The organism is Nitrospirillum iridis (genome assembly GCF_014205765.1).
GTDB classification, from domain to species: Bacteria; Pseudomonadota; Alphaproteobacteria; order Azospirillales; family Azospirillaceae; genus Nitrospirillum; species Nitrospirillum iridis.
Genome location: NZ_JACIIZ010000033.1, coordinates 1 through 24400, shown reverse-complemented (window position 1 = coordinate 24400; position 24400 = coordinate 1). Strand labels below are relative to the sequence as shown.

Sequence of the window (24400 nt, the reverse complement as noted above, 5' to 3'; positions counted from 1 at the left end):
GTGCCGGTGACGGTGCCGTAGCTGACCAGGGTGCCGATCACCCCGGCGTTGGCCACACCCACGCCGCCGGCCATCACCCCCAGGGTGCCCAGCGTACCGTTGCTGATCGAGCCGATGGTGCCCAGGTTGTTCAGCGCCGCATTGGCGCCCGTCAGTACGCCGGTGTTGCTGAAGGACCCCAGGGACCCCGTCGCCGCCACATAGACCGCGTTGCTGGCGCTGATCGTCCCGCTGTTCGACAGCGTGCCCAGCGTCCCGCCGACATAGTCGTTCAGGCCCGCGACCACCAGATTGGTGCCGCTGGTGGTGCCCGTCACCTCCAGACCGGTGACCCCACCCGCCGCCACCGCGGCGCCGCTGTAGCTGGAACCGACACCGCCCGCCACCAAGGTGGTGGAACTGACCTGGCCCGCCAGATAGTTGGTCGTGCCCGAGAGCGTGGCCACAACCGTGCCGCCGGTGATGCTGGCCGCACCGCTGACCAACAGCTTGCCGCTGCCAACGTCCAGGGTCCCAGCCGACTGGCTGTAGCTGCCCGTCACGCTGACAAGGGTGGTCAGGCGTAGCGAGGCCCCGCTGTTGACCAGCGTGCCGCTGCCGAGATTAACCCGGTCGTTCAGCCACAGATTGCCCGAGGCCGCCACTACGTTGGCCAGCGTGCTGGTGATCGTGCCCATGCCCGACTGACCGGTGAGGGTGCCCACTGTGGCCCCCGTACCGCCGGCGATGGTCAGCGCGTTGGCGCTGTCGTTGGTGATGTTACCGGCGATGGTGCCACTGTTGACCACCGTGCCGATGCTGCCGCTGCTGTACAGCGCCAGTTGCCCGCCCGTCAGCAGGCCGCTGTTGACCAGCGTGCCCACGCTGCCGGCCAGGCCCACGCCCACCGAAGCGCCACTGATGGTGCCGCTGTTGGCCAGCACGCCGAAGTTGCCCGTGCCGAAGACGCCCGTGCTGCCGCTGAGGATCCGGCCGCTGTTGAGTACCGTGCCGATGCTGCCCAGATTGGTCAGGCCGCGGGTGCCGCTGAGCGTGCCCGTGTTGCTGAAGGTTCCCAGCGTGCCCGAGGCCGCCACCACCACGGCGTTGTTGCCGCCGATCGTGCCGGCGTTGGCCAGGCTGCCCAGGGTCCCGCCGACATAGTCATTGGTGATGCCCAGCAACAGGTCGACATTGCCGCCCACCGTGCCGGTGGCGAAGGTCCCTGCCACCGCCGACACACCCACCAGCTGCGAGGATGCCCCGCTGTAGCTGGCGCCGGCCCCACCCTGCACCAGGGTGTAGCTGTCGCCCACCAGGTAGTTGGATGTGCTGGTCAGGCTGGCCCGCACCTGGCCGCCGACGATGCTGGCCGCACCGCTGACCACCAGCCCGCCGCTGCCGACCACCATGCCCAGGGTGCCGGCCGTCTGGCGATAGGTGCCGGTGATGCTGACGATGGAACCGCTGTAGGTGGTCACCGTGCCCACCGTGTAGGCCGTGCCCAGGAACAGGCTGGCGCCGGTGTTGGCCACCGTGTTGGCGCCGACGTTGACATGGTCGTTCAGCGCCAGCGCCCCACTGGCAAACACCACGTCGGCATTGGTGTTGGTAATGGTGCCCTGATTGGTCAGCGTGCCCGTCAGCACACCGATGGCGCCGCCGCTGCCGCCGGTGATGCTGAGCGCGCCGCTGCCGCTGTTGATCAGATCGCCGCGGATGATGCCGGTGTTGATCAGTTGACCCAGGCTGCCGCCGCTAGTGATGGACACCGCCACGCCGTTGCCGCTGCCGACAAGGGTACCGCCGGTGTTGCTGAACGTTCCGATGACGCCCGCGTCATACACCGCTGGCCCCACCGTGCCGGTCAGCGTCGCCAGCGTCCCGTTGTTGGAGAAGCCCCCCAAACTGCCCGTCGCCGCCACATAAAGAGCCGTCGCTGCCGCCAGCGTCCCGATGTTGTTGGCGCCTGACAGGCTGCCACCGACATAGTCGTTTAGCCTGGCCAGCAGCAGGTTGGTGCCGCTGACCGTGCCACCGACGGCCAAGCCGGTGACGGCGCCACCCGTGACCGCAACCCCGGCATAATTGGAGCCGCCGCCGCCCTGGACCAGGGTGGTCGCGCTGTCGCTCACCAGATAGTTGCTCGTGGACGACAGGGGGGTGACCACAGTGCCGCCCGTCAGGGCCGCAGCGCCGCTGACCACCAGCTTGCCAGCGGCACCCACCGCCAGCGTGCCGGTGGACTGGCTGTAGTTGCCCGTGACACTGATGATGGACGCCAACTGGACGTTGGCACCGCCGTTGACCAGAGTACCGCCGCCGACATTGACCGCGTCGTTCAGGGCCAGCGTACCCGATGCGAGCGCCACGTTGGCCAGCGTGCTGACGATGGTGCCGCCGGTGAAGGTGCCCGCGATGGTGCCGCCCGTCAGGGTCAGCACGTTGGTCGAGAGGTTGACGATGTCGCCGGCGATGGTGCCGGTGTTGATCACCTGGCCCAGCGCGCCGCCCGACGCCACCTCGACCGCGATAGACCCGGTGATGGTGCCGCTGTTGACCAGCGTGCCCAGGCTGCCGGTACCAGCCACGTAGACGGCGCCGGTGCTGGCGCCGGTGTATGTCAGTGAGCCGGTGTTGTTGATGGAGCCCTGGGTGCCGCCGACGTAGTCGTTACCAACGACGGCCAGCAGGTTGTTGCCCGACACACTACCGGTCAGCCCCAGGCCGGTGATGCCGCCCCCGGCGACCACCGTGGTGTTGTAGGAAGAGCCCGCGCCGCCAGCCACCAGCGTGACGTTGCTGCCGCCCGCCAGGTAGTTGCTGGTGGCGTTGAAGCCGCTGGACGTGACCGTGCCGACGGTGATGTTGGCGATGCCGGTCACGTTCAGCACGGCACCACTGCTCAGGACCAAAGCGCCGGACGCCCCTTGCGCGTAGTTGCCTGTCACGGTGACGGCATTGGGCAGGTTTAGCGAGGCGCCGGTGTTGACCACCGTGCGGCCGGTGGCGGTGATGTCATCGTTCAACAGCAGGTTGCCGGTGCTGAACACCAGGTTGGCGCCCGTGCTGGTGATCCGGCCCTTGTTGGCGGCCCCCACGCTGCCGCTCGCGCCCGTCAGGATACCCACCACCGTGCCCGTGCCGCCGCCGATGGTCAGGGCGTTGGAGGTGCTATTGTTGATGTCGCCCGCGATGACGCCACTGTTGGTGAAGGTCCCGATCGAGCCACCGCTGCCGAGACGTAGCGCCGTGGCGCCTTGAATCGTCCCGGTATTGGTCAGGGTGCCGATGGTGCCGAAATTGTCGAGGGCCGAGCTGCCGCCGAGAATGGCGCCGCTGTTGACCAGATTGACGATCGTGGTCAGGTCGTTGAGGGCGATTCCCTGGTTGTTCACACCCTGGATGGTGCCGGTGTTGACCAGCGACACGATGGTGCTGTGGGTGCCCCCCACCCACAGGCCCGTATTGGCGCCCCGGATGACCCCGCTGTTGCTCAGCGTGCCGATGGTGCCCTCGTTGAACAGGGCGGAGCGCGACGTGGAGGTGATGGTGCCCGCGTTGACCACCTGGCCGATGCTGCCGCCGGCGTAGTTGTCCAGGCCGTAGACCCGGCCGCTGATCACGCCGCCGATGCTGTTGACCAGCGTGCCAATGGTGCCGGCGTTGAAAACGGCGGCCTGGCGGGACAGGTTGAAGTCAGTGACCGTACCCGAGGCGGTGATGGTGCTGGCGTTGGACAGAAGGTTGATGACGCCACCCGACAGGTTGGCGACACCGGCCACCACGTTGAAGCCGGTAATGGTGTTGACACCCGTGACGGTGATCAGCCCGCTGTTGGCGAGCGTGCCGACGGTCCCGCTGTTCTGCACGCCGGCAACGGCGTTGCCGGTGCCGCCGGAGATGGTGCCCGTGGCGGCGATTGTGCCGCCCGACGCGTTGGTCGCCACGTTCAGGGTGCCGGAGTTCTGAATGCCGGCGGCTGCGGCCCGGCCGGATGCCACGATGCGGCCACTGTTGCTCAGCGTGCCCATGCTGCCGCTGTTGGCGATGCCCACGGCGGTGGTGGTCCCACTGACGGACCCCTGGACCAAGCCCGCGTTGAGGATGGTGCCCAACAGGTTGCTGTTGGCGATGCCGTAGGCGCCGGCGATCGTGCCGCTGGCCTGGTTGTTCACCAGGGTGATGGTGTTGCTGTTGTAAATACCCGAGTTGGGCAGGCTGTCCAGGATCTGGCCGCTGTTGTCAATCGTGCCGATGACGCCGGAATAGTTGGCCACGCCCACTCGGCCGGCGATGGTGCCGCTATTGGACAGCGTGCCGATCGAGCCGTGCAGCGTGCCGTCAGAGTTCAGGAAGATACCGTTGCCGTTAGGGGCCTCGCCATTCAGCACGCCGGTGTTGGTCAGGGTGCCGATGGTGGCGGTCGCGGCGACATAGAGGGCGGCGCTGGCTTGGCTGTTGGTGCCCAACACGATGGTGCCGCTCTGGGTGAAGGCCGTCGTGCTGGTGCCGAAGTAGTCGTTCTCGACCACGGCCTGCAAGTTGTTGCCCACCTGCGTGCCGGTGACGCCCAAGCCGCTCACGTTGGACTGGACGACCGGAACGCTCTGGCTGCTCACCAGGCTGTAGCTGGAGGCCCCCCCCGCTTGCACCAGGGTGGTGGTATCGCCCGCCACATGATTGCTCAGGGCGTCCAAGCTGGCGACCTTGATGTAGCCATCGCTGATGGTGGCGGAACCCGTGACGATCAGGCTCTCGCCCGTGCCCAGGGACAGGGTGCCGGTGGCGTTGTTCTGCAAGTAGTTGCCGGTGACCGTCACGCCCTGCGCCACGCTCAGCGTACCGCCGGAATTGTACAGCAGGTGGCTGCCGACGTTGACCTGGTCAGCCAGGCGCACGTTGCCACCCGACAGCACGACATTGCTGTTCGTGTTGGTGAGGGTGCCAATACTGCCGCCGAAGCCCGCCAGGGTGCCCACGGTGGTGCCGGAGCCGCCCCGGATGTTGAGGTCGGCGCTGCCATTGTTGGCGATGTTGCCCTGGATGGTGCCACTGTTGGACAGGGTGCCCAGCGTGCCGGCGCCCGAAATATAGATCAGCGTCTGCACGCCGGCCTGCGCCGCCAGCACGGTGCCGTTGCCCACGGCGATGGACGCCAGGCTGTCACCGACATAGTCGTTGAGGACGGTGCCCCACAGGCTGGTGCCCTGGGTGTAGCCCCCCAGGGTCAGCCCGGTGATGCCGCTGTCGTAGGTGATGCTGGTGTAGCTGGAGCCGACACCGCCGGCGATGATGGGCGTGGCCCCGGCCGGACCCTGCAGGTAGTGGTAAGCGGAGGTGGCGCCGACCACGGAATAGCTGACGCCGCTGACCACGGCGGCGCCGCTGACGATAAGTTCGCCGCCGCCGCCGGCCTCCAGCAGCGCGCCGCCGGTCTGGCTGTAATTGCCAGTGACGTTGATGCCAGTGTTCAGGAACAGGCTGCCGCCATTGTTGACCAGCGTGTGGCCGGTGACGTTGACGCCGTCGTTCAGCATCACATTGCCCGACAGCGACACATTGGACAGCGAATTGAGGATGGTCCCCGTGGCTGTGCCGCTGAGCCCCGTAAACGTGCCATAGGTGCCGCCGCTGCCACCCAGCAGGGTCAGGTCGTTGGCGCTGAGGTTGACGATGTTGCCCTGGATGACGCCGGTGTTGGACACGGCACCCAAGGTGCCAGTGGAGGCGACATAGACCGCCGAGGTGGAGCTCAGCGTGCCAGTGTTGGTGACGGTGCCATAGGTGCCGGCAATATAGTAGTTCCGCACCAGGGCCAGCAGGTCGTTGCCGGTGGCCGTCCCTGTCACGTTGATGCCGGCGCCGGACGCGCTGACGACGCCGGTCAGGGTGCCATAGCTGAGGGAGAGGCCGCCTGCGGCGGATATCAGCGTAATCGCCTCCCCCGCCGTGTGGTTGACGGTGGTGGTGAAGCCGCTGAGAACGGTGCCGGCGATGCTCGCCGCGCCGGAGATGGACAGCAGGTTCGTCCCCAGGGACAGCGTCCCCAAGGTGGATGTCTGGGCGAAATTGCCGGTGAGGCTGATGGTGCCCAGCGTGCCGAAGGTGAGGTTGGCGCCGTTGTTGATCAGGGTGTTGGTGCCGACGTTGATAACGTCGTTCACGCGCAGATTGCCACCCACCAACACCACGTTGCTGCCGGTGTTGTTGATGGTGCCAATGGAATTGGAATACCCGGTCAGCGTGCCGATCGTGGTCAGCGTGCCGCCCCGGATGGAAAGGTTGTTGGCACTCAGGTTGACGATGTCACCCCGGATGGTGCCAGTGTTGGTCAAGGTGCCCAGGCTACCCGTACTGGCGATGTACAGTGCCGTGGGATAGATGGTGGACAGGCCGTTCAGGACGGTGCTGCCCACGGTCAGGGAGGCGATGGCGCCGCCGATATAGTCGGTCAGCGGATTGAAATAGACCAGCGTCGTACCGCTGGCGCCGATGTTGGAGAAATGGGCCCCGGTGGGAGCCACGGCGGTGCCGAAGGCAGCACCCAGATTGGTGATGCCCGTTGGCGAGTAGATCACACCGCCGGCCGTGCCGACGATGTAGTTGCTGGCGCTGCTGAAGGACGGGACGATAGTGCCACCGGCCAGGGTCACGCGGCCCGTTACGGTCAGGCCACTGGTGGTCAGCGTGTTGGTGGATAGCGTCTGGTAGTAGGATCCGGTGACGGTGGAACCGGCGGCGATGGTCAGGTTGGTGCCGCGGCTGATCAGCGTGCCGGTACCGAGGTTGATATTATCATTCAGAAACAGGTTGCCGCCCGACAGCACCAGGTTGCTGAGCGTGTTGATGATCGTGCCCTTGCCACTGACGCCCGTGAAGGTGCCAATCGTGGCACCTGAGCCGCCCGAGATGGTCAGGTTGGTGGCGTTCTCGTTCCAGATGTTGCCGACGATGGTGCCGCTGTTGGCGATCAGGCCAATCGTGCCGACAACCGTGTCTGTAAGGTTGTGGATGGCGTAGAACTTGCCTTCGATCAGGCCAGTGTTGGTGAGGGTGCCGATTACGCCGCCGGCGTTGTAGATGGCTTCGCCCGCGCTGGTGGTCGAGGAAGCGCGGATGGTACCGGCATTGACCAGGTTGCTGAGCGTGGCGCCGCGGTTATTGGATATGCCCAGCGCCGTGCCAAAAATGGTGCCGTTGTTGATCAGCGTGCCGATGCTGCTCTGGTTGTTGATGCCAGAATAACCGGGGCTGACGCCGACATAACCGTTGTTGGTCAGGGTGCCGACGGCGGCGTCGATGCGCAAAGCCGTCACTGTGTTCGAGAGGGTCACGCCACCGTTGACGGTAACGGTGCCCTGGGCGGTGGATATATCAACCGCGCTGCTGGTGCTGGACGAGATGATCGTATTGCCGCGGGCGGTCTGCGGTGACGCCAACCCCACGCCGATGGCTAGGGCCGATGCGCCCAGCAGGAAGGCCTGCCGCGTCTTCTTGTTGCTGTTGCCGCGCGTAATCGTCTGCTTCGTCATGCCGCCTGATCCCCAACCACTGGTTTGCACCACGGCCGGGTCGGGTGACGAAAAAAGCGAATTTTGGTGTACCGCCAAGGCCCTACCCCGACGCCCCAATCCGCTGCTTCCACCCCAACCCTTCCGGCGCACCGGAAGCCAGGGCGCCCCGCCCAAGCTTCCACCCTGCCCGCAAGGCAAGATCACTGCATTGATGTGAGGGATGGAAATCTGTAAGTCAATTCAATCTATGGAATTTAGATGTAATGGCTCTCGTCTCACGGGCTATTCGTTAATTCTCGTTAATAACTTTACGCGACAGGCTTGGTCAGAATTGGTAAGAATTTATCGCTTCTCGGAGTAACCCACCTAAACCTCTTTCCCTTTTTTTCCATATCCTTATGCGGAGTTGGCTAAAATATACCACCGCACGTCAGCTATTTTCGCTATTCGTTTTTACTATTTTTTAACCTTTATGGAGTTGGCGTTGGCCGGAGGGTCAGCCATTGGATTCGACGTTTCGCTGAGCAAGCTATACCGATGCACCTGGGGGCCGCGGGGCGCCAACGGCGCGCAAACGGCCAAATATAACCATTGGTCTATATTCAGCCGGCGACAGATAGGTTCGATGACAGCGAATCCAGAAGCCATTACCTCCAGCGGATCGAAATTTCCCTGCTTATCAACCGCTGCGCCGCTCCACTTCACGGGAGAAAGCCCCCTAGGCGGGCAATAAAGAGCGGAACAAAGGGCACGCCAGTTCTTGTTCCAAGAAATCTCTATAGAATACCTTCGAGAAGAGGCGGGAGCGTGATCATGCGGCGATCGCTTGGCGTCGCCAGCCGTCTTCCTCCGACTGACAGCCGACAATAATGATCCCGTGCATGATGGCTATCCCACGGGGGGATCCGTCGCCCTGGATCACCGGCGGCGTCCGGGGACAACACCGGTGATCCAGGACCGGCGAAGCGGGGCTTGGCTATAACGCGACAACGCCTTTCAGTTCCAAGAATTCGGCCAGCCCGAACTCGGCGTATTCGCGGCCGTTGCCCGATTGCTTGTAACCGCCGAAGGGTACGGCCGGGCTCCAGGCCGGATCGTTGACATAGACCGTGCCGGCGCACAGGCGGCGGGCCACCGCGTGCGCGTGGTCAATGTCGCGCGATTGGACATAGGCCGCCAAGCCGTAGACGGTGTCGTCGGCCAGGGCGATGGCCTCCTCCTCCGAGCGGTAGGTCAGGCTTTTCCAAGCATGGCCATCACCTCCCGCACCGCGCGGTGCGCCTGGTTCAGCGCGGTCGATGATTCCGCCAAGGCCCCGGAATCCGCGTTTGCAATGGCGATGCGACCGAAAGGCTGCCGCCCAACCACATGGGGTTCCTGCCCCTGCGGCCATGTCGGATCCCACAGTGGGGAATACATGTAGGAATAGCCATGCGGCCACCGGTTCACGGTGATCGCTTGGATATCCCTGGATGCCTTGAACCCACCCGCCCCCAATATCCGATCCAGTTGGTCGCCGATTTCCTTCTGAAACGTTTCCAACGGCGTCTCCAGGATTTCCTGCCGCCCCACCCGGTACTGATCCTTGATCGACAGTCCTGGGCTGCATGGTGTGCGAACCAGGTGGAGGACGCAGGGATCGGCCGGTTCTGACGCGCAATGATAATCCCCCATGCTGACTGGGAAATCCAAGGCCACCTGACTGAAGTAACTGCCGGGGCAGTAGAGCGTCCCCACCCCCAGGGATTTCAGGGACCGCCAGTTTCTGATCTGGGCCTTGGCATAGACCAGCGGCGCCTTGACGTTGTAGGCCAAGCCCGCCTTCTGCTCTGCCGGCAAGTCCGGGCAGACGTAAGGGATGACCATGTTCCAGCAGGCAAGGACGCAAGCCGCGCCACGGACACGGTAGGCCCGGCCGGCCCTCACGTACGTCACCTCGACCTCCCGCGCCAGGGATGCCACACCCACGTTGCGCACATGGACCACCGTGCTGTTCAAACGGAGGCGGACGGGGTTGTACGGCCGATCCAGGGCCGCATAGTCAAACCGCGCGGTCACCACGTCTTCCATCGTCCCGCCAGGGGCGACGCCGGGCACGAGCGAGCGGACAAGGAGTCTCGCGATGGACGCGTTGCCGTCCGGAAAGTGGTGAATGATGGAATCATCCGTATATGGCGACGCCATTCCCATGGACGCCGCGACCTCGGGCGCCGTCAGCCATAGACCAAGAACGGCATCGATCGCGTCCGCCCCCACGCCCCGAACCAAGTGCGAGTATTTCCGATAGTAGGCAACCGCCCCTTCATCCATCTTGACGACATCGACGAGGAAAGCCTCAAAACTCATCTTCCCCAGCTTATTTCTCTTTTCATCGGCGTCCAGCCCAGGAAGGTATTCAACCGGCTGTGTCCTGAACCTGACTATGTCGGCGCGGGCCTGCCGCGAAAGCGGCGTGTTGGCGAGATATGCCCTCCACGCCTCGGGGGGAGCGTTGCCGCCGCCGAACGGCCCACCAGGGTCGCCAACGACCAATTGATCGCGGCCAAACGTCTCCTTGTCGAAGAAAACCGCCGTATCCAACCGGTTGCGGTCGTTAAATCCCTGGTCGAAATAGCGCTCGAACTTGCTAATGTCGACGCCCAATTCCTCCAGCAATCCCATGGACTCCGCTGAATAATTATCCAGCATCTCTATGCTCATGGTACCGCCAAAACTCAGAAGCATCCGCTTGCCGGCATGGAACTCATTGCGCCGGGCATGGCCCCCAAAATCGTCGTGATTGTCGAGCAACAGGATGCGGGACGTCGGACCATGCCACTTACGAAACCAGTAAGCCGCGGCCAAGCCACTCAGACCGGCGCCGACGATGATGAGATCGTATTTTTCCGCGATGTCCTCTGGATCTTCCCATCGTGCGCCGTCCCGCAGGGCATGCGCCACCTGGTAAGACCCCGGGTCGCTGCCGCGTAGCCCTGTCAATGCCGGCGGATAGCTTGATACGCCCGCCCCCCCGCCCGCCGAAAGTGCCGTGCCGCCTTCCAATTCGGACGCCGCGCCGCTCCAGGGCCCGGCACTCAAAGCCAAGCCCAGAGCGCCCGCGCCACCCAAGACGAGGCGCCGGCTGAGAATGGGGGACACAGCGGTGTCTTCAGCGGACAAGGGAACAATATCGGACATTTCGGCCTCGGAATCGTGTTCGACGTTCAATGCCATCTCGCGGGGTTGAGTGACTGAAGGCGGACGCGCAACCTGGATTAACCAGTGACAACGCCTTTCAATTCCAGGAATTCGGCCAGCCCAAATTCGGCGTATTCGCGGCCGTTGCCCGACTGCTTGTAACCGCCGAAGGGCACCGCCGGGCTCCAGGCCGGATCGTTGACATAGACCGTGCCGGCGCGCAGGCGGCGGGCCACCGCGTGCGCATGGTCAATGTCGCGCGACTGGACATAGGCCGCCAAGCCGTAGACGGTGTCATTGGCCAGGGCGATGGCCTCCTCCTCCGTGCGGTAGGTCAGGATGGAGAGGACGGGTCCGAAAATCTCCTCCCGCGCCACGGTCATGGTCGGGCTGACGCGCCCAAAGACTGTGGGCCGGACATAATAGCCGCGCGCCAGGCCTGCCGGCCGGCCGGGACCGCCGGCCACCAATTCCGCCCCCTCCCCGAGGCCGATCTCGATCAACTGCTGAACCTTGGCGAACTGGGTGGCGTTGGCCAAGGGCCCCAGCGTGGTCGCGGCATCCAGCGGGTCGCCGACGATGACCGTTTCGGTGACAGCGCGGGCCACGGCCGCCGCCTCCCTGTACCGGTCCTCCGGCACCAGCAGCCGGGTGGGCGCGTTACAGGATTGGCCGCTGTTGCTGAAGCAACGGCGCACCCCTTGTTCCACCGCCGTGGTGAGATCGGCGTCGGGCAGAACGATGTTGGCGGATTTTCCACCCAGTTCCTGGGTGACGCGCTTGACGGTGTCGGCCGCCAATTTAGCCACCTGCACCCCGGCGCGGGTTGAACCGGTGAAGGAGACCAGGTCGATGTCCGGATGGCGGGCGATGGCCTGGCCGACACCGGGGCCATCGCCGTGCACCAGGTTGAAGACGCCCGCCGGAACCCCGGCGGCGTGCATCACCTCCGCGAACAGGTTGGCGCTGAGCGGGGCCAACTCGCTGGGCTTCAGGATCACGGGACAGCCCGCCGCCAGCGCCGGCGCCACCTTGCACACGATTTGATTCATGGGCCAATTCCAGGGCGTGATCAGCCCGGCCACGCCCAGGGGTTCCCGCAGGAGGCGCAGGGGGCCGCGCACCTCCTCGAAAGCGAAGGTGCGCACCGTCTCAATCATTTGCGCCAGATGCGCCGCGCCGATGCCGGCTTGGACCTGTCGGGCGAAGCCCTGCGGCGCCCCCATCTCCTGACAGATCGCGTCACCGATATCCGCCATGCGGGCGCCATAGGCCGCCAGGATGGCGGACAGCAGATCAAGACGCTGCTGACGGCTGGTCTGGGAGAAGGTCTCGAACGCCCGCCGCGCCGCCGCCACGGCCAAATCCACCTCGCCAGGCCCGGCAAGGACCACCCGGGCGCAGGCAGCCTCGGTCGCCGGGTTGATAACGTCCAGCAGGCGACCGCCCTCGGGCATGCGCCATTGGCCATCGATGTAACAGGAAAGAAGCGGAAGCGAAGACATGGGTCCGATCCAAGCAGTGAAACCGAAGGGAATGGGGAAAGATTGGGGTCCGGCGCGTCAGGCGCCCCGGCGTGCCCATCCGAAGGCGGCGGCCGACAGCGCCAGCAGCAGCGCCCCCTGCGCGGCCACCGCGACATAGGTTCCGGTGTAGTCCAGGGTATAGCCGGCAAGCAGCGGCCCGAGGGCGGCCCCACCGCCGATGATCATGTTGGACAGGATCACCAGCCCGCCACCGCCATCGGTATCCGCCAACGCCGCCAGCAGCATCGGCACCAGGAAGGACCAGCACACCTGCAGCAGCACGACCGCCACCACGAAGGCTCCCCGCCCCGGCGGGAAGGCCAGCACCAGCAGGCAGGCCAACAGCAGGGCGAAGAAGCCCAGGCTGAGGGCGGCACGGTGGCGGGAACGGCCCGAAAGGGTCGCCAGGATGGAGCCGAGGATGGCGGTGAACATGGCCGCCGCCGTCAGCGTGCCCACCCCCTCCTCCGTCAGGCCCAATCCCAGGCCCGGCACGCCGACGAAGGCCCACGCGCCGCTGATGGCCAGATAGTAGCAGAAGATGGCCAGCAAATTCAGGCGGGGCGCCGCCGAACCGCCGCTCCGCGTCTCCCCCGACTGTTCGGGCCAGCCGGTGGGCAGCCCCGCCACCACCGCCACGGCCAGCAGCGCCGCCACGGCCAGCAGCGCGTAGAGCCCGGCAAGCCCCATGACCCCGAACAACCGCGGCAGGTAGAGCAAGCCCAGGGCGGCGGAGACGGTCTGACCGCCCGTCCAGCAGGCGAAGGCCCGGTGCGGGTCGGCGGAGCGGCCGGCCGCCAGCAGGCACACCACCGACAGGAGACCGCCCGCCGCGCCACCGACGAACCGCAGAGGGACCAGCACGGCGGGGTCGCCCCCGGCGCGCGCGACCAACGCCGAGCCCACGGCGGCACCCGCGAACACCAGCGATGCCGCCGCCACCAGCGGCCGCCACGGCAGGCGGCGCAGAAGGAAGACGGCCGGGAAGGAAACCAGGGCGGCGCCCCCCAGCTCCATCGACATGAGTTCGCCGATATCCCCGGCCGACCAGTGCCATTCCAGGGCCAACTGGCCGGCGATCACCGGCGACACCAGGAATATGAAGGGCCCGATGAGGCCGAAGGCGGTGATGGCCGCCAGCGACAGCATGGGTGGAATTGGCTGGTCGGTGGACGTGGTGACGGATGCCATGAAGCCTCCCCAGGGGCGGTGGGCGGTGGGCGTTGGGCGATGGGCGCTGGACAGTGCGTTGGCGTTAGGCCACGCCTTACCAGGTCTTGGTCAGGTTCAGGCCGTAGCTGACGGGCCGGCCATACACCGAGTAATAGCTTCCCAGGCCGTCATTATTGCGGTCGGTGAAGTAACGCCGGTTCAGCAGGTTCTTCCCCCAGAGCGACACGCTCCACCCGTCATGGTCGGACGCCAGCGTCAGCCGGCCATTCAGCAGACCGTAGCCCCCGATGTTGCGCAAGGCGCCGTCGACCAGGGTGCTGCCGATCACCTGGGCGCTACGCACATCGAAATCCAGCTGCGCCGTGCCCACCAGCTGATCCGTGACCGCGCGGTCGTACCGCACGCCGAAGGAGCCCGTCCACCGGGGCGAGTAGTCGATACGGCGCCCCTGCCAGGGCAGCACCTGGTTGTCGAAGGAGTAGAGCACATCGTTGCTCTGCGTCACCTCGGCATCGACATAAGCGCCCGAGGCCTGCAGCGTCAGGCCCGGCAAGGGCTTCAGCGTCGTTTCCAATTCAACGCCGTCGTGGGTGGCCTTGCCCACGTTGGTCAGGCGGAAGATGAACTGTCCGGGGGTCAGCACGCTGGGCAGGGTGGTCAGCGCCTGCAGGTTGGAATGGTCATAGTGGAAGCCGGCCAGGTTGACCTGAAGCTTGCGGTCCCACCACGTGCTCTTCACCCCCGTCTCATAGGCCCAGACGATTTCCTCCTTATAGGGGGTGACGTCGCCCGGTTCCTGCGGGAAGCCGCCGAAGACGCCACCCGACTTGTAGCCGCGCGCGACCGAGGCGTAGAGCAGGACGGCGTCGGCCAGATGGTAATCGGCCGACACCTTGCCCGACACATGGTCGTGCAGGCGATATGTCGAATTCAGGTTGTCCAGCAGGGTGATGCCGGCCAGCGGGAAGAAGTCCTTGCCGTTGCGGAAGTCCGTCTCCTCCGTCGCGTAGCGCAGGGAGGCCGACAGGTTCAACCGGTCGGTCAGGGCGTAGTCGGCCTGGCCGTAGACGGAGGCGTGGCGGGTCTGCTGCCGGTACTGCACCGCCAGCACGCCGTCCTGTTGCGATACGCCGAGCGGCGTGAAGGAGGCGGAAACGATAGCCACGTTGTCCCGCATGTCGAAGGTCCGGTACTCCTGGAAGCCGGTCTGAGCATAAACCGCACCGGCCAGCCACTTGAACCGGGTGTCCCCGGTGGAGGTCAGCCGCAGTTCCTGGGACAGGTTGCGGATGGTGGCCCGCTCCGCCTGGTCGCCCAGGCGCAGGTTGGTGGCGTCGTAGTCGTAAACCTGGCCGAAGTGGAAATAGTCCGCCGCGCTGATCGAGGTCAGGCGAGCGTCGTCGAAATCATAGTCCAGCGTCAGGGTGGCGCCCCACTCGTGATTGTCCAGCCGGTTGATGGGGCTGGAGATGACCACGCGGCCATCGTTGGACTGGCTGGCCGAGGACAAGGCGCCGGTGGCGCCGGTGACCAGGTTGTTGAACTGCGCGAAGTTCAGGCACGAGGCGTTGCCGTTGCCGCCGCCGGCCACGGCGCCGCAGAAGGCGCCGGAGGTGTCGTAGGCCGCGTTGCTGGTGGCCAGCGTTGTCTGCGACTGGTCCCGGCTGCCGAACAGCTTCAGTTGGGCGGTGAAGCGCTCCGACGGTTGCAGCAGTGCCTGCAGGCGGGCCGCGGTCCGGTCGGGCGCGCCCCAGCGGGTGTTGCCCGCCAGCGTCTTCTGCCAGCCGTCGCCCCCTTCCTGCACCGCGGCCACGCGCAGCGCCAGGGTATCGGTGACGGGGATGGATTGCGCCCCTTCCACCCGGTATTCATTCCATTTGCCGTAATCGACCGAGGCATAGCCATCCTTGGCGCCCAGCTTGGCTGGCTTGGACAGCACCTGCACGGCGCCACCGGTGGTGTTGCGGCCATACAGCCCGCCCTGCGGGCCCTTCAGCACCTCCACCCGCTCCAGGTCATAGAGCGCGCCGCCGCCCATCACGGCGGAGCTTTGGTAGACGTCGTCGATGTAGATGGCGGTGGCGGGGTTGTTGTTGGCGTTGAAATCGAACAGCGCCACGCCGCGTATGACCCAGGTGGGGGCGCCACCGCCCTTGTCGTTGTGAATCTGGACGTTGGGAACCATGCTGCCGATCTGGTCGATGGAGGTGACCCCCCGGCTTTTCAGGTCGTCGCCAGCGAAGGCGCTGACCGATACGGGAACATCCTGAAGGCTTTGGGCGCGCCGTTGCGCCGTCACCACGATGTCCTGCAACACGTCGTCAGAGGCGCCAGCCGGTTCCGCGGCCCGCGACGGCGCGGACGCCCCCAGCACCAGGGAACAAGACAGGCCGAGGGCCGCATAGGCATACCGTTTCCGCTTCATTTCCGTCTCCCGAATCTTCCCGTTCATCTGATCGCGGCACGCCTTGGCGGCGGCCATTGCCCGGCAAGCCATCCCCCTTCGGGGCCGCTTTCGCGCCCCGCCCAAAGGACCGCGCCCGGAAGGGCGCCAGCCTGCGTCGGAAAACACCGGACGGTCATCCCGTACCGGGCCATCAAAATCACCCCCGGCCACCCACGGCCAGGGAACCCTGTTCATGTCAATGTTTGATCATTTGACCAATTTATGTCTCAAGAGCGACGCATTTCCGAAAGGTTGTCAAGGATAAAGATTCTGGGTTTGGCTGATCACCCACGTCGCCACACCCTGGATCGTTTCAAAATAAGTCGTTATAAATCATGATATTATGATCACCTTCTCAGGTCGCACCTCCTGGCCGCTGAAAAAAGCCGCGACAAAAAAGCTGACGGAGAGCACCGCCACCCCGCCCTGAACGACGCCGGATATAAATTGATCATTTGACCAAAATTGGTTGACAGCGCCATTGGGGGCCTGTAACCAGGAAACATGACAAACGTCGATCCGGTCCCCGAGCGCCCCGCAGGGCGCCCGAACCGGTGCGCGGCCTGGCAACGACCCGCCGCACGACGCCGACGCCTTCTTAAAAAATGTCTTTCAGGAACAGGGACGGGACATGGGCGGCACCGCGCTTTGGCAATGGGATGCCACGGATCTGGCATCGGCGATCCGGGAACGACGGGTTTCGGCCCGGGAGGCGACGGCCGCCTGCCTTGACCGCATCGGGATCGTCAATCCGGCGGTGAACGCCCTGACGGAGATATGCCGCGAGACTGCTTTGGCCGCCGCCGACGAAGCCAACGCGCGAATTGCGGCCGGTGCCCACCTACCGCCGCTGCACGGCGTGCCCGTGACGACCAAGATCAATGTCGACCAGGCCGGTAGCGCCACCACCAACGGCGTCTCCGCTTTCACCAGCCTGGTGGCGGCGGAGGACAGCCCGCCGGTGACCAACTGGCGCAAGGCCGGCGCCATTCTCCTGGGTCGCAGCAACGCCCCCGCCTTCTCCTGCCGCTGGTTCACCGACAACGCGCCGCATGGCCTGACCCTGAACCCGTGGAACCCCGCCTTGAACGTGGGTGGGTCCAGCGGCGGGGCGGCGGCGGCGGTGGCCACCGGCATGGTGCCGCTGGCGCATGGCAACGACCTGGCGGGGTCCGCCCGGCTGCCGGCCAGCGCCTGCGGCGTCTACGGCTTGCGTCCCACCACCGGCCGGGTGCCGGCCTACAACCCCACGGGCAAGGCGGAAAGGTCACTGTGCCTGCAACTGGGGTCGACCCAGGGTGTGCTGGCCCGCTCGGTGCGCGACATCCGGCTGGGGCTGGAGACCATGTCGGGGCGCGATCCGCGCGACCCGGCCTGGGTACCGGTTCCTTTGGATTTTCCCGATGACGCACGGCGCCCCCGGATCGCCCTGTTCACCGGCACGGCGGACCACGCCGCCGACGCCCCCATCCTGGCCGCCCTGCGCCGCGCCGCCGATGCGCTGGCCAACGCCGGCTATGAGGTGGTGGAGGCGGCACCGCCCCGCTTCGAGGAGGCCGCCGCGCTGTGGATGACCCTGCTGTCCAACGACTGCCGCAGCCCGGCGGCGCGGGCGGCCTTCGCCCTGGGCGACGAGGCGCTCCTCCGGTCGTTGGACTTGACCGCCGCCTGCGTGCCCCCGCTGTCGGCGGAAGGGATGTTGGACGGCCTCGCCGCCCGTGCCACCTTCCAACGTGCCTGGCAGATGTTCTTCGAGGACTTTCCCCTGCTGTTGATGCCCACCGCTTGGTCGGTGCCCTTCCCCGTCGGCTATGATGTGCGCGGCGTGGAGGAGGCCCACCGGCTGTTGACCGCCCACAGCCCCTGCACCGCCACGGCCTTCCTGGGCGTGCCCGCCCTGTCGGTGCCAGTGCACCGGGGGCCGGACGGTCCCCTGGGCGTCCAACTGGTGGCCAGCCGCTTCCGCGACGGCCTGGCGCTGGCCGCCGCCGCCGCGCTGGAGCAAAGGTGGGGGCCCGTCACCCCCATCGACCCCCGGCCGGCGCCCCCCCCTGTTGACCACCAATAACGCCACCATCACCATGACGTCCCGCCTGACCGCCAGCCTCAACGGCCCGCGCGCCGCGAGATCCGAGGAAAAGCCCGTGTCGCAGCCCCTGAAGTCCAAGAGCGAAGAAAAGCGCGAGGGAAAGCGTGAGGCCATCATGGCCGCCGCCATCACCGTCATCGCCGGCGAGGGCGTGCATGGGACCACGACGCGCAAGATCGCGGGCGAGGCCGGCGTGAACCTGGGCACCCTGCACTATTATTTCGACGGCAAGGACGCCGTGCTGATGAACGTGCTGACCCACCTGGTGGCAAAGTCACGCGACAGCCTGGCCGCCTATTTCTCCACGCCGGAACGGCTGCACGACCGCATCGACCACTTGCTGACCTTCATAAGGGGTGAGGTGGAGCGCAGCCCCAACGAGCAGTTGGCCCTGTTCAACCTGACCCTCTACGCGCTCAGCACGCCGGGGTCCGAATGGCTGGCCAAGCGCAAATATGAGGAATATCTGGACCTCTATCGGTCCGTCCTGGCCGACGCCAGCGATGTCCGTGATGGCAGCATCAAGCCGGACATCGACGGCCTGGCCAATTTCATCTTCACCGGCTTCGTCGGCATCCTGTTGCAGTGGCTGGCGACCGCCAACAGCTTCCGCTCGCGCCAAGCGGTCCAGTCACTGATCATCGCCGCGCAGCGCACCTACCTCTAAGAACCGGAGAGCGTCATGGGCCAGCCCATCGAGTCCGCCTGCCGCCCGGAATCCGCCTGCGCGGAACCGGTCGATGTCGCCATCATCGGGGCCGGGTTCGCCGGCCTGACCGCCGCCCGCGCCCTGGTGAGCGCCGGCCTGCGCGTCACGGTGCTGGAGGCGCGCGACCGCGTGGGCGGCCGCATCCACACCCGCCACGCCCAGGATGGCACCCCCATCGATGTGGGTGGCCAGTGGGTCGGGCCCGGCCAGGACAAGGTGCTGGCCCTGGCCGAGGAATTGGGCGTGGAAACCTTCGCCTCGTTCGAGGAGGGGGAGAATCTCTGCCTCCACGGTGGTCGGCTGATGCGCTTCACCGGCATGCTGCCCCCCCATGAACCGTCAGCCCTGGCGGAGGTGGAGGCCACCTTCCGAGCGCTGGACGCCCTGGCGGAAACGGTGGATGCCGAGACCCCCTGGACCAGCCCCGATGCCGGCGCCCTGGACAGCCAAAGCTTCGACACCTGGATCACCCGGACCGCCCACAGCGACGAGGCGCGGTTCTGGATGCGCTTCCTGGCCCGGTCCGTCCTGGCATCAGAAGCGCGGGAGCTGTCGCTGCTGCATGTGCTGTTCTACATCAAGGCGGCTGGCGGGCTGGCCGCGCTGATCAGCATGGGGGGCGGGGCGCAGGAACGGCGCTTCACCCTGGGGGCCCAGCACCTGGCGGAACGCCTGGCGGACACGGTGCGGCCACATCTGCGTCTCAACGCGCCGGTCGCCGCCCTGGCCCAGGATGGGGAGGGCGTGACCGTCACCACGGCCTCAGGCGAGGCAATCCACGCCCGCCATGCCATCGTCACCCTGCCACCGGCGCTGGCGGCGCGCCTGCGCTACAGCCCACCCCTGCCGGGAACGCGGGACCATCTGGCCCAGCGCATGCCGATGGGCGCCTGCATCAAGGTGCAGTGCCTCTACCCCACCCCCTTCTGGCGCGAGGATGGCCTGTCGGGGATGGCGATCAGCGAAGACGGCCCCGTGAGCCTGATTTACGACAACTCCCCCGCCGCCGGCACGCCTGGCATCCTGGTCGCCTTCATCGAGGGGGACGAGGCCAAGGAATGGACCGCCCGCACGCCGGCGGAACGCCAGGCCGCCGTCACCCGATCGCTGGTCCGCCTGTTCGGCCCTGCCGCCGCCGACATGCGGGACTATATCGAGCTGTCCTGGCTGGAGGAGGAATACGCGCGCGGCGGCTACGCCGGCTTCATGGTGCCGGGGGCCTGGACCAGCCTGGGTGCCACCCTGCGCCAGCCCACGGGCCGCATCCATTGGGCCGGCACGGAAACGGCCAGCCGCTGGCCCGGCTATATCGATGGCGCCATCCGCTCCGGCGAGCGGGCGGCGTCCGAAATCCTGGCCGCGCGTTGAGACGGGGGGTGACGATGGACCAGGCCAAGCTGGCCCGCCTGCGGCAGCGCTACGGCGCCGCTTCACCGGCCGATTTCTTCGACCCGCATTTCCGCGCGGTGGCGGAGGCGGTGTTCCGGGGTGCTGAGGCCCCGCGCCAGCCCTTCGCCGACGCCGGCACCCTGCTGGACGCGCCCTTGCGCCCCGATCTGGCCGCGCTGGACGACTTCGGCGGCCTGGATATCGCCTTGGTCGGCGTGCCCATGGATCTGGGCGTCACCAACCGCGCGGGGTCACGCTTCGGTCCCCGCGCCATCCGGGGCATGGATCGCATCGGCCCGTACAACCATGTACTGCGCCTGGTGCCGTCGGCCCAAGCCGCCATCGCCGACATTGGCGACGTTCCCTTCAGCAATTACCTGAGCCTGGAAGCCTGCCACCACGATATCCAGGCCTTTTACGGCCGGCTGGCGGCGGCGGGGGTGGTGCCGCTGAGTGTGGGTGGCGACCATTCCGTCAGCTATTCCATCCTGAAGGCGCTGGGACGGGAGCGGCCGGTGGGCATGATCCATTTCGACGCCCATTGCGACACCAGCGGCAGCGACGACAGCGCCCGCTTCCACCACAGCGGCCCCTTCCGCCTGGCGGTGTTGGATGGCGTGCTGGATCCGGACCGCACCATCCAGATCGGCATCCGTGGCAGCGCGGAGTTCTTCTGGGAATTCTCCTACGACGCCGGCATGACCGTGCTGCATGCCGAGGACGTGGCGGAAATGGGCGTCAAGGCGGTGATCGCCAAGGCGCGCGAGGTGGTCGGCGACGGGCCGGTCTACATCTCCTTCGACGTCGATTGCCTGGATCCGGTCTACGCCCCCGGCACCGGCACGCCCGAGGTGGGCGGCCTGACCTCGCGGGAGGCCTTGGCCATCCTGCGCGGCTTGGCCGGCCTGGACGTGGTCGGCGCCGACGTGGTGGAAATCGCCCCGCAATACGACCCCACCAGCAATACCGCCCAGGTCGGTGCTCAGATCCTGTTCGAGGAGTTGTGCCTGGCCACCCTGGCCCTGGACCGGCGCCGACAACGCGGCTGACGCAGCACCCCCAGCCCGACCATCCCCTTTGGCCCGCCGGCCCCACCGGCGGGACCGCCGCCCCTTACCCTCGCCACAGAGGACACCCCACCCATGTCCAGCCCCAATCCCAGCAACGCCGATCTCCTCGCCCGCCGCACCGCCGCCGTGCCGCGCGGCGTGGCCCATGCCACGGCCATATACGCCGACCGCGCCGACAACGCCCTGCTGTGGGACGTCGACGGCCGCCGCTACATCGATTTCGCCGGCGGCATCGCTGTGCTGAACACCGGCCACCGCCATCCCCGGGTCATGGCCGCCGCCGCCGCGCAGATGGAACGCTTCACCCACAGCGCCTTCCAGGTGGCGGCCTATGAGCCCTACGTCGCCCTGGCGGAACGCCTGAACGCGCTGGCCCCGTTCAGCGGCCCCGCCAAAACCGTGTTCTTCACCACCGGCGCCGAGGCGGTGGAGAACGCCGTCAAGATCGCCCGCGTCGCCACCGGCCGCAGCGGCGTCATCGCTTTCACCGGCGCCTTCCATGGCCGCACCCTCCTGACTTCGGCCCTCACCGGCAAGGTCAACCCCTATAAGAAGGATGCCGGGCCCATGCCGCCGGAGGTGTGGCACCTGCCCTTCCCGATACCGCACCACGGCACCACCGTGGCCGATGCCCTGAAGGCCCTGGATTATCTGTTCCGTGCCGACGTGGGCCCGGAGCGCATCGCCGCCTTCATCCTGGAGCCGGTGCAGGGCGAAGGCGGCTTCAACCCCGCCCCGCCGGAACTGCTGCGCGAGTTGCGCCGCCTCTGCGACGCTCACGGCATCCTGCTGATCGCCGATGAGGTGCAGGCGGGCTTCGGCCGTACTGGCCGCATGTTCGGCATCGAGCATACCGGCGTGGAGCCGGATTTGGTGACCATCGCCAAGTCGCTGGCAGGCGGCTTCCCCCTGTCCGGCGTCATCGGCCGGGCCGCCATCATGGACACGGTGGCGCCGGGCGGCATGGGCGGCACCTACGGCGGCAATCCCGTGGCCTGCGCCGCGGCGCTCGCCGTGCTGGACGTCATCCAGGATGACGGGCTGCTGGCCCGCGCAGACGCCCTAGGCGGCCGTATCAAGGCCAGGCTGGAAACATTACGGAACCGTAACGATATATTGCCCATCGGGGCCATCCGGGGGCCCGGCGCCATGGTGGCCTTCGAGATCTTCAAGGAGCGCGGGGGCGTCGACCCGGACCCGGACGCCACCCGCCAGGTCACGGCGCGGGCGCTGGAGTTGGGCTTGATCCTGCTGTCCTGCGGCGTCCACGGCAACGTCATCCGCATCCTGGCGCCCCTGACCATTCCCGACGCGCAGTTGGACGCCGGCCTGAACATCCTGGCCCAGGCCCTGGCGGTGACGCGATGAGCGCCGACGCGGAAAGGCGGCGCCTGGCGCTGAAGCGTCCGGATCTGCTGCGCGACGGGGCCTATGTCAACGGCCGCTGGCTGGCGGCTGACGGCGATGTGGTGACGGTCACCAACCCCGCGACCGGCCGGGTCCTGGGCCAGGTGCGCCGGTCGGGCCGCGACGAAGCCCGCGCGGCGGTCGATGCCGCCCACGCCGCCCTGCCGGCCTGGCGCCGGCGAACGGCCAAGGAGCGGGCGAGCATCCTGCGCCGATGGTTCGACCTGATGACGGCGCACGCCGACGACCTCGCCCGGTTGCTGACGGCGGAGCAAGGCAAGCCCTTGGCCGAGGCGAAAGGTGAGATCGCCTACGCCGCCAGCTTCCTGGAATGGTTCGGGGAGGAGGCCAAACGCGTCTACGGCGAGACCATTCCCGGCCATCGCGCCGACGCCCGCATCCTGGTGACCCGCCAGCCGGTGGGCGTGGTGGCGGCCATCACCCCCTGGAATTTCCCCGCCGCCATGATCACCCGCAAGGTGGGCGCGGCGCTGGCGGCCGGGTGCACCGTCGTGCTGAAGCCATCGGAACTGACGCCCCTCAGCGCGCTGGCCCTCACGGTCCTGGCGGCGGAAGCGGGCGTTCCGGCCGGGGTCCTGAACGTCCTGTGTGGTGACGCGCCGGCCATCGGCGACGCCTGGCTGGAGGACGGCCGGGTGCGTAAGCTGACCTTCACCGGCTCCACCGCCGTGGGCAAGCGGCTGACGGCCGCCGCCGCCGGCACCATGAAGCGCGTGTCCATGGAACTGGGCGGCAACGCGCCCTTCATCGTCTTCGACGACGCCGATCTGGATGCGGCGGTGGACGGCGCCCTGTTGGCGAAATTCCGCAACACCGGCCAAACTTGCGTCTGCGCCAACCGCCTGCTGGTGCAGGCCGGCATCCACGACGCCTTCGCCGAAAGGCTCGCCGCCCGGGCCGCGGCTTTGGTCGTGGGCGACGGCTTGGCCGGCCCAAGCGATCAAGGGCCGCTGATCAACGACGAGGCCTTGACCAAGGTCGAGGGTCATGTGGAAGACGCGCTGGCCCAGGGCGCCATCCTGTTGACCGGCGGCACGCGGTTGGATGGGATCGGCCATTTCTATGCCCCCACGGTGCTGACCGGCCTGAGCGCCGGCATGAGGATCGCGACGGAGGAGACGTTCGGCCCGGTCGCGGCCCTGCAGCGCTTCGGCACCGAGGACGAGGCCGTGGCCCTGGCCAATGACACCACCGCCGGTCTTGCCGCCTACGCCTACACCCGCGATCTCGGCCGCTTCTGGCGGGTGTCGGAGGCGCTGGACTATGGCATGGTCGGCATCAACACCGCCGGCATCTCCACCGAGGTCGCCCCTTTCGGCGGCATCAAGGACTCCGGCCTGGGCCGCGAAGGCTCCCGCCACGGCATCGAAGACTATCTCGACATAAAGTACGTCTGTGTCGGCGCCGTTTAGCCGTAAGCGGTGCGCTGCCCCCACGTGGTTCGGAATTCCTGGGTGTGTGAGCATTGGGCCTGTCGAAGGAGGCCCGGTTGGATCATTTGCCCATTAATTTGCCAATCAATGAGCCCACGTCGTATCCGGCGGAGGTGCTGGAGGGGCCTGAGCGTCGGCGCCGGTGGAGTGCCGAGGAGAAGGCGCGGATCGTGGCGGAGAGTTTGGAGCCTGACGCGGTGGCGAGCACGGTGGTGCGGCGTCACGGAATGCATCGGAACCAGTTATATGGTAAGCGGTGCGCGTCCCCCACCGGCGTAACGGTTGACGGCTCAGTTGGCACCGCAGCAGCGTTTGTATTTCTTGCCTGATCCGCAGGGGCACGGGTCGTTGCGACCGACCTTGGCCTGGCGGATGGGCGCTGGCTTTGCGGGTGGGCGTGCGGCCCTGATCTTGGCGATCTTGTGCAGGACGAGGATGGCGCGGGGGATTTGTCCGGCGGCCTC

At 66.8% G+C, this 24400-nt stretch carries 14 protein-coding genes; 7 read left to right on the top strand and 7 right to left on the bottom strand.

What is annotated here, in order from left to right:
* The 6 genes from FHS74_RS29735 to FHS74_RS29715 form a co-directional block, all read right to left on the bottom strand.
* A partial coding sequence (locus FHS74_RS29735; protein ID WP_184807896.1) for a beta strand repeat-containing protein occupies nt 1–7514 on the bottom strand: 7514 nt, incomplete at its 3' end.
* Nucleotides 7515–8472: 958 nt separating this feature from the next.
* The gene (locus FHS74_RS30805) at nt 8473–8733 is read right to left on the bottom strand and encodes an aldehyde dehydrogenase family protein (RefSeq protein WP_281384715.1); all 261 of its coding nucleotides are present in this window, start codon (nt 8731–8733) and stop codon (nt 8473–8475) included.
* Nucleotides 8730–10703, bottom strand: a complete 1974-nt coding sequence (locus tag FHS74_RS30800) for a flavin monoamine oxidase family protein (protein WP_246463472.1) — start codon at nt 10701–10703, stop codon at nt 8730–8732. The genes FHS74_RS30805 and FHS74_RS30800 overlap by 4 nt, the downstream gene beginning before the upstream one ends.
* Nucleotides 10704–10750: 47 nt before the next feature.
* Nucleotides 10751–12178 carry an aldehyde dehydrogenase family protein gene (locus FHS74_RS29725; RefSeq protein ID WP_184807895.1) on the bottom strand — a complete coding sequence of 476 codons (1428 nt, stop codon included), beginning with the start codon at nt 12176–12178 and terminating at the stop codon, nt 10751–10753.
* A 57-nt stretch (nt 12179–12235) separates the two neighbouring features.
* A complete protein-coding gene (locus FHS74_RS29720; RefSeq protein ID WP_184807894.1) occupies nt 12236–13390 on the bottom strand; it encodes an MFS transporter in 1155 nt (384 codons plus the stop codon).
* Nucleotides 13391–13466: 76 nt separating this feature from the next.
* Complete coding sequence (locus FHS74_RS29715) at nt 13467–15797, bottom strand: TonB-dependent receptor (RefSeq protein ID WP_184807893.1); 2331 nt, start codon at nt 15795–15797, stop codon at nt 13467–13469.
* A gap of 652 nt (nt 15798–16449) precedes the next feature.
* Here FHS74_RS29715 and FHS74_RS29710 point away from each other — a divergent pair.
* From FHS74_RS29710 to FHS74_RS31380, 7 genes are all read left to right on the top strand, one after another.
* Nucleotides 16450–17886: an amidase gene (locus FHS74_RS29710; protein WP_184807892.1), complete on the top strand. Its 1437-nt coding sequence runs from the start codon at nt 16450–16452 to the stop codon at nt 17884–17886.
* A complete protein-coding gene (locus tag FHS74_RS29705; protein ID WP_246463471.1) occupies nt 17873–18574 on the top strand; it encodes a TetR/AcrR family transcriptional regulator in 702 nt (233 codons plus the stop codon). The genes FHS74_RS29710 and FHS74_RS29705 overlap by 14 nt, the downstream gene beginning before the upstream one ends.
* Before the next feature lie 15 nt (nt 18575–18589).
* Nucleotides 18590–19984, top strand: a complete 1395-nt coding sequence (locus FHS74_RS29700) for a flavin monoamine oxidase family protein (protein WP_184807891.1) — start codon at nt 18590–18592, stop codon at nt 19982–19984.
* A 14-nt stretch (nt 19985–19998) separates the two neighbouring features.
* Entirely contained in the window at nt 19999–21054 is a 1056-nt protein-coding gene (gene speB, locus FHS74_RS29695; protein WP_184807890.1) for an agmatinase, read from the top strand.
* 93 nt (nt 21055–21147) lie between these two features.
* The gene (gene gabT, locus FHS74_RS29690) at nt 21148–22443 is read left to right on the top strand and encodes a 4-aminobutyrate--2-oxoglutarate transaminase (protein ID WP_184807889.1); all 1296 of its coding nucleotides are present in this window, start codon (nt 21148–21150) and stop codon (nt 22441–22443) included.
* Nucleotides 22440–23915 (top strand): NAD-dependent succinate-semialdehyde dehydrogenase, encoded by a 1476-nt coding sequence (locus FHS74_RS29685; RefSeq protein WP_184807888.1) that lies wholly within the window; start codon nt 22440–22442, stop codon nt 23913–23915. The genes gabT and FHS74_RS29685 overlap by 4 nt, the downstream gene beginning before the upstream one ends.
* A gap of 134 nt (nt 23916–24049) precedes the next feature.
* Entirely contained in the window at nt 24050–24265 is a 216-nt protein-coding gene (locus FHS74_RS31380; RefSeq protein ID WP_425491393.1) for a transposase, read from the top strand.
* Here the strand turns inward: FHS74_RS31380 and FHS74_RS31255 are convergent.
* Nucleotides 24227–24310 carry an SEC-C metal-binding domain-containing protein gene (locus FHS74_RS31255; protein WP_322915018.1) on the bottom strand — a complete coding sequence of 28 codons (84 nt, stop codon included), beginning with the start codon at nt 24308–24310 and terminating at the stop codon, nt 24227–24229. The genes FHS74_RS31380 and FHS74_RS31255 overlap by 39 nt on opposite strands.
* Between the last annotated feature and the right edge of the window lie 90 nt (nt 24311–24400).

What these genes read in the sequence shown, in the direction of transcription:
- FHS74_RS29715 (WP_184807893.1), bottom strand. Translation starts at nt 15,797, where the DNA reads ATGAAGCGGAAACGGTATGCCTATGCGGCCCTCGGCCTGTCTTGTTCC.
- FHS74_RS29685 (WP_184807888.1), top strand. Translation starts at nt 22,440, where the DNA reads ATGAGCGCCGACGCGGAAAGGCGGCGCCTGGCGCTGAAGCGTCCGGAT.
- FHS74_RS29700 (WP_184807891.1), top strand. Translation starts at nt 18,590, where the DNA reads ATGGGCCAGCCCATCGAGTCCGCCTGCCGCCCGGAATCCGCCTGCGCG.
- FHS74_RS29720 (WP_184807894.1), bottom strand. Translation starts at nt 13,390, where the DNA reads ATGGCATCCGTCACCACGTCCACCGACCAGCCAATTCCACCCATGCTG.
- FHS74_RS29725 (WP_184807895.1), bottom strand. Translation starts at nt 12,178, where the DNA reads ATGTCTTCGCTTCCGCTTCTTTCCTGTTACATCGATGGCCAATGGCGC.
- FHS74_RS29710 (WP_184807892.1), top strand. Translation starts at nt 16,450, where the DNA reads ATGGGCGGCACCGCGCTTTGGCAATGGGATGCCACGGATCTGGCATCG.
- gabT (WP_184807889.1), top strand. Translation starts at nt 21,148, where the DNA reads ATGTCCAGCCCCAATCCCAGCAACGCCGATCTCCTCGCCCGCCGCACC.
- speB (WP_184807890.1), top strand. Translation starts at nt 19,999, where the DNA reads ATGGACCAGGCCAAGCTGGCCCGCCTGCGGCAGCGCTACGGCGCCGCT.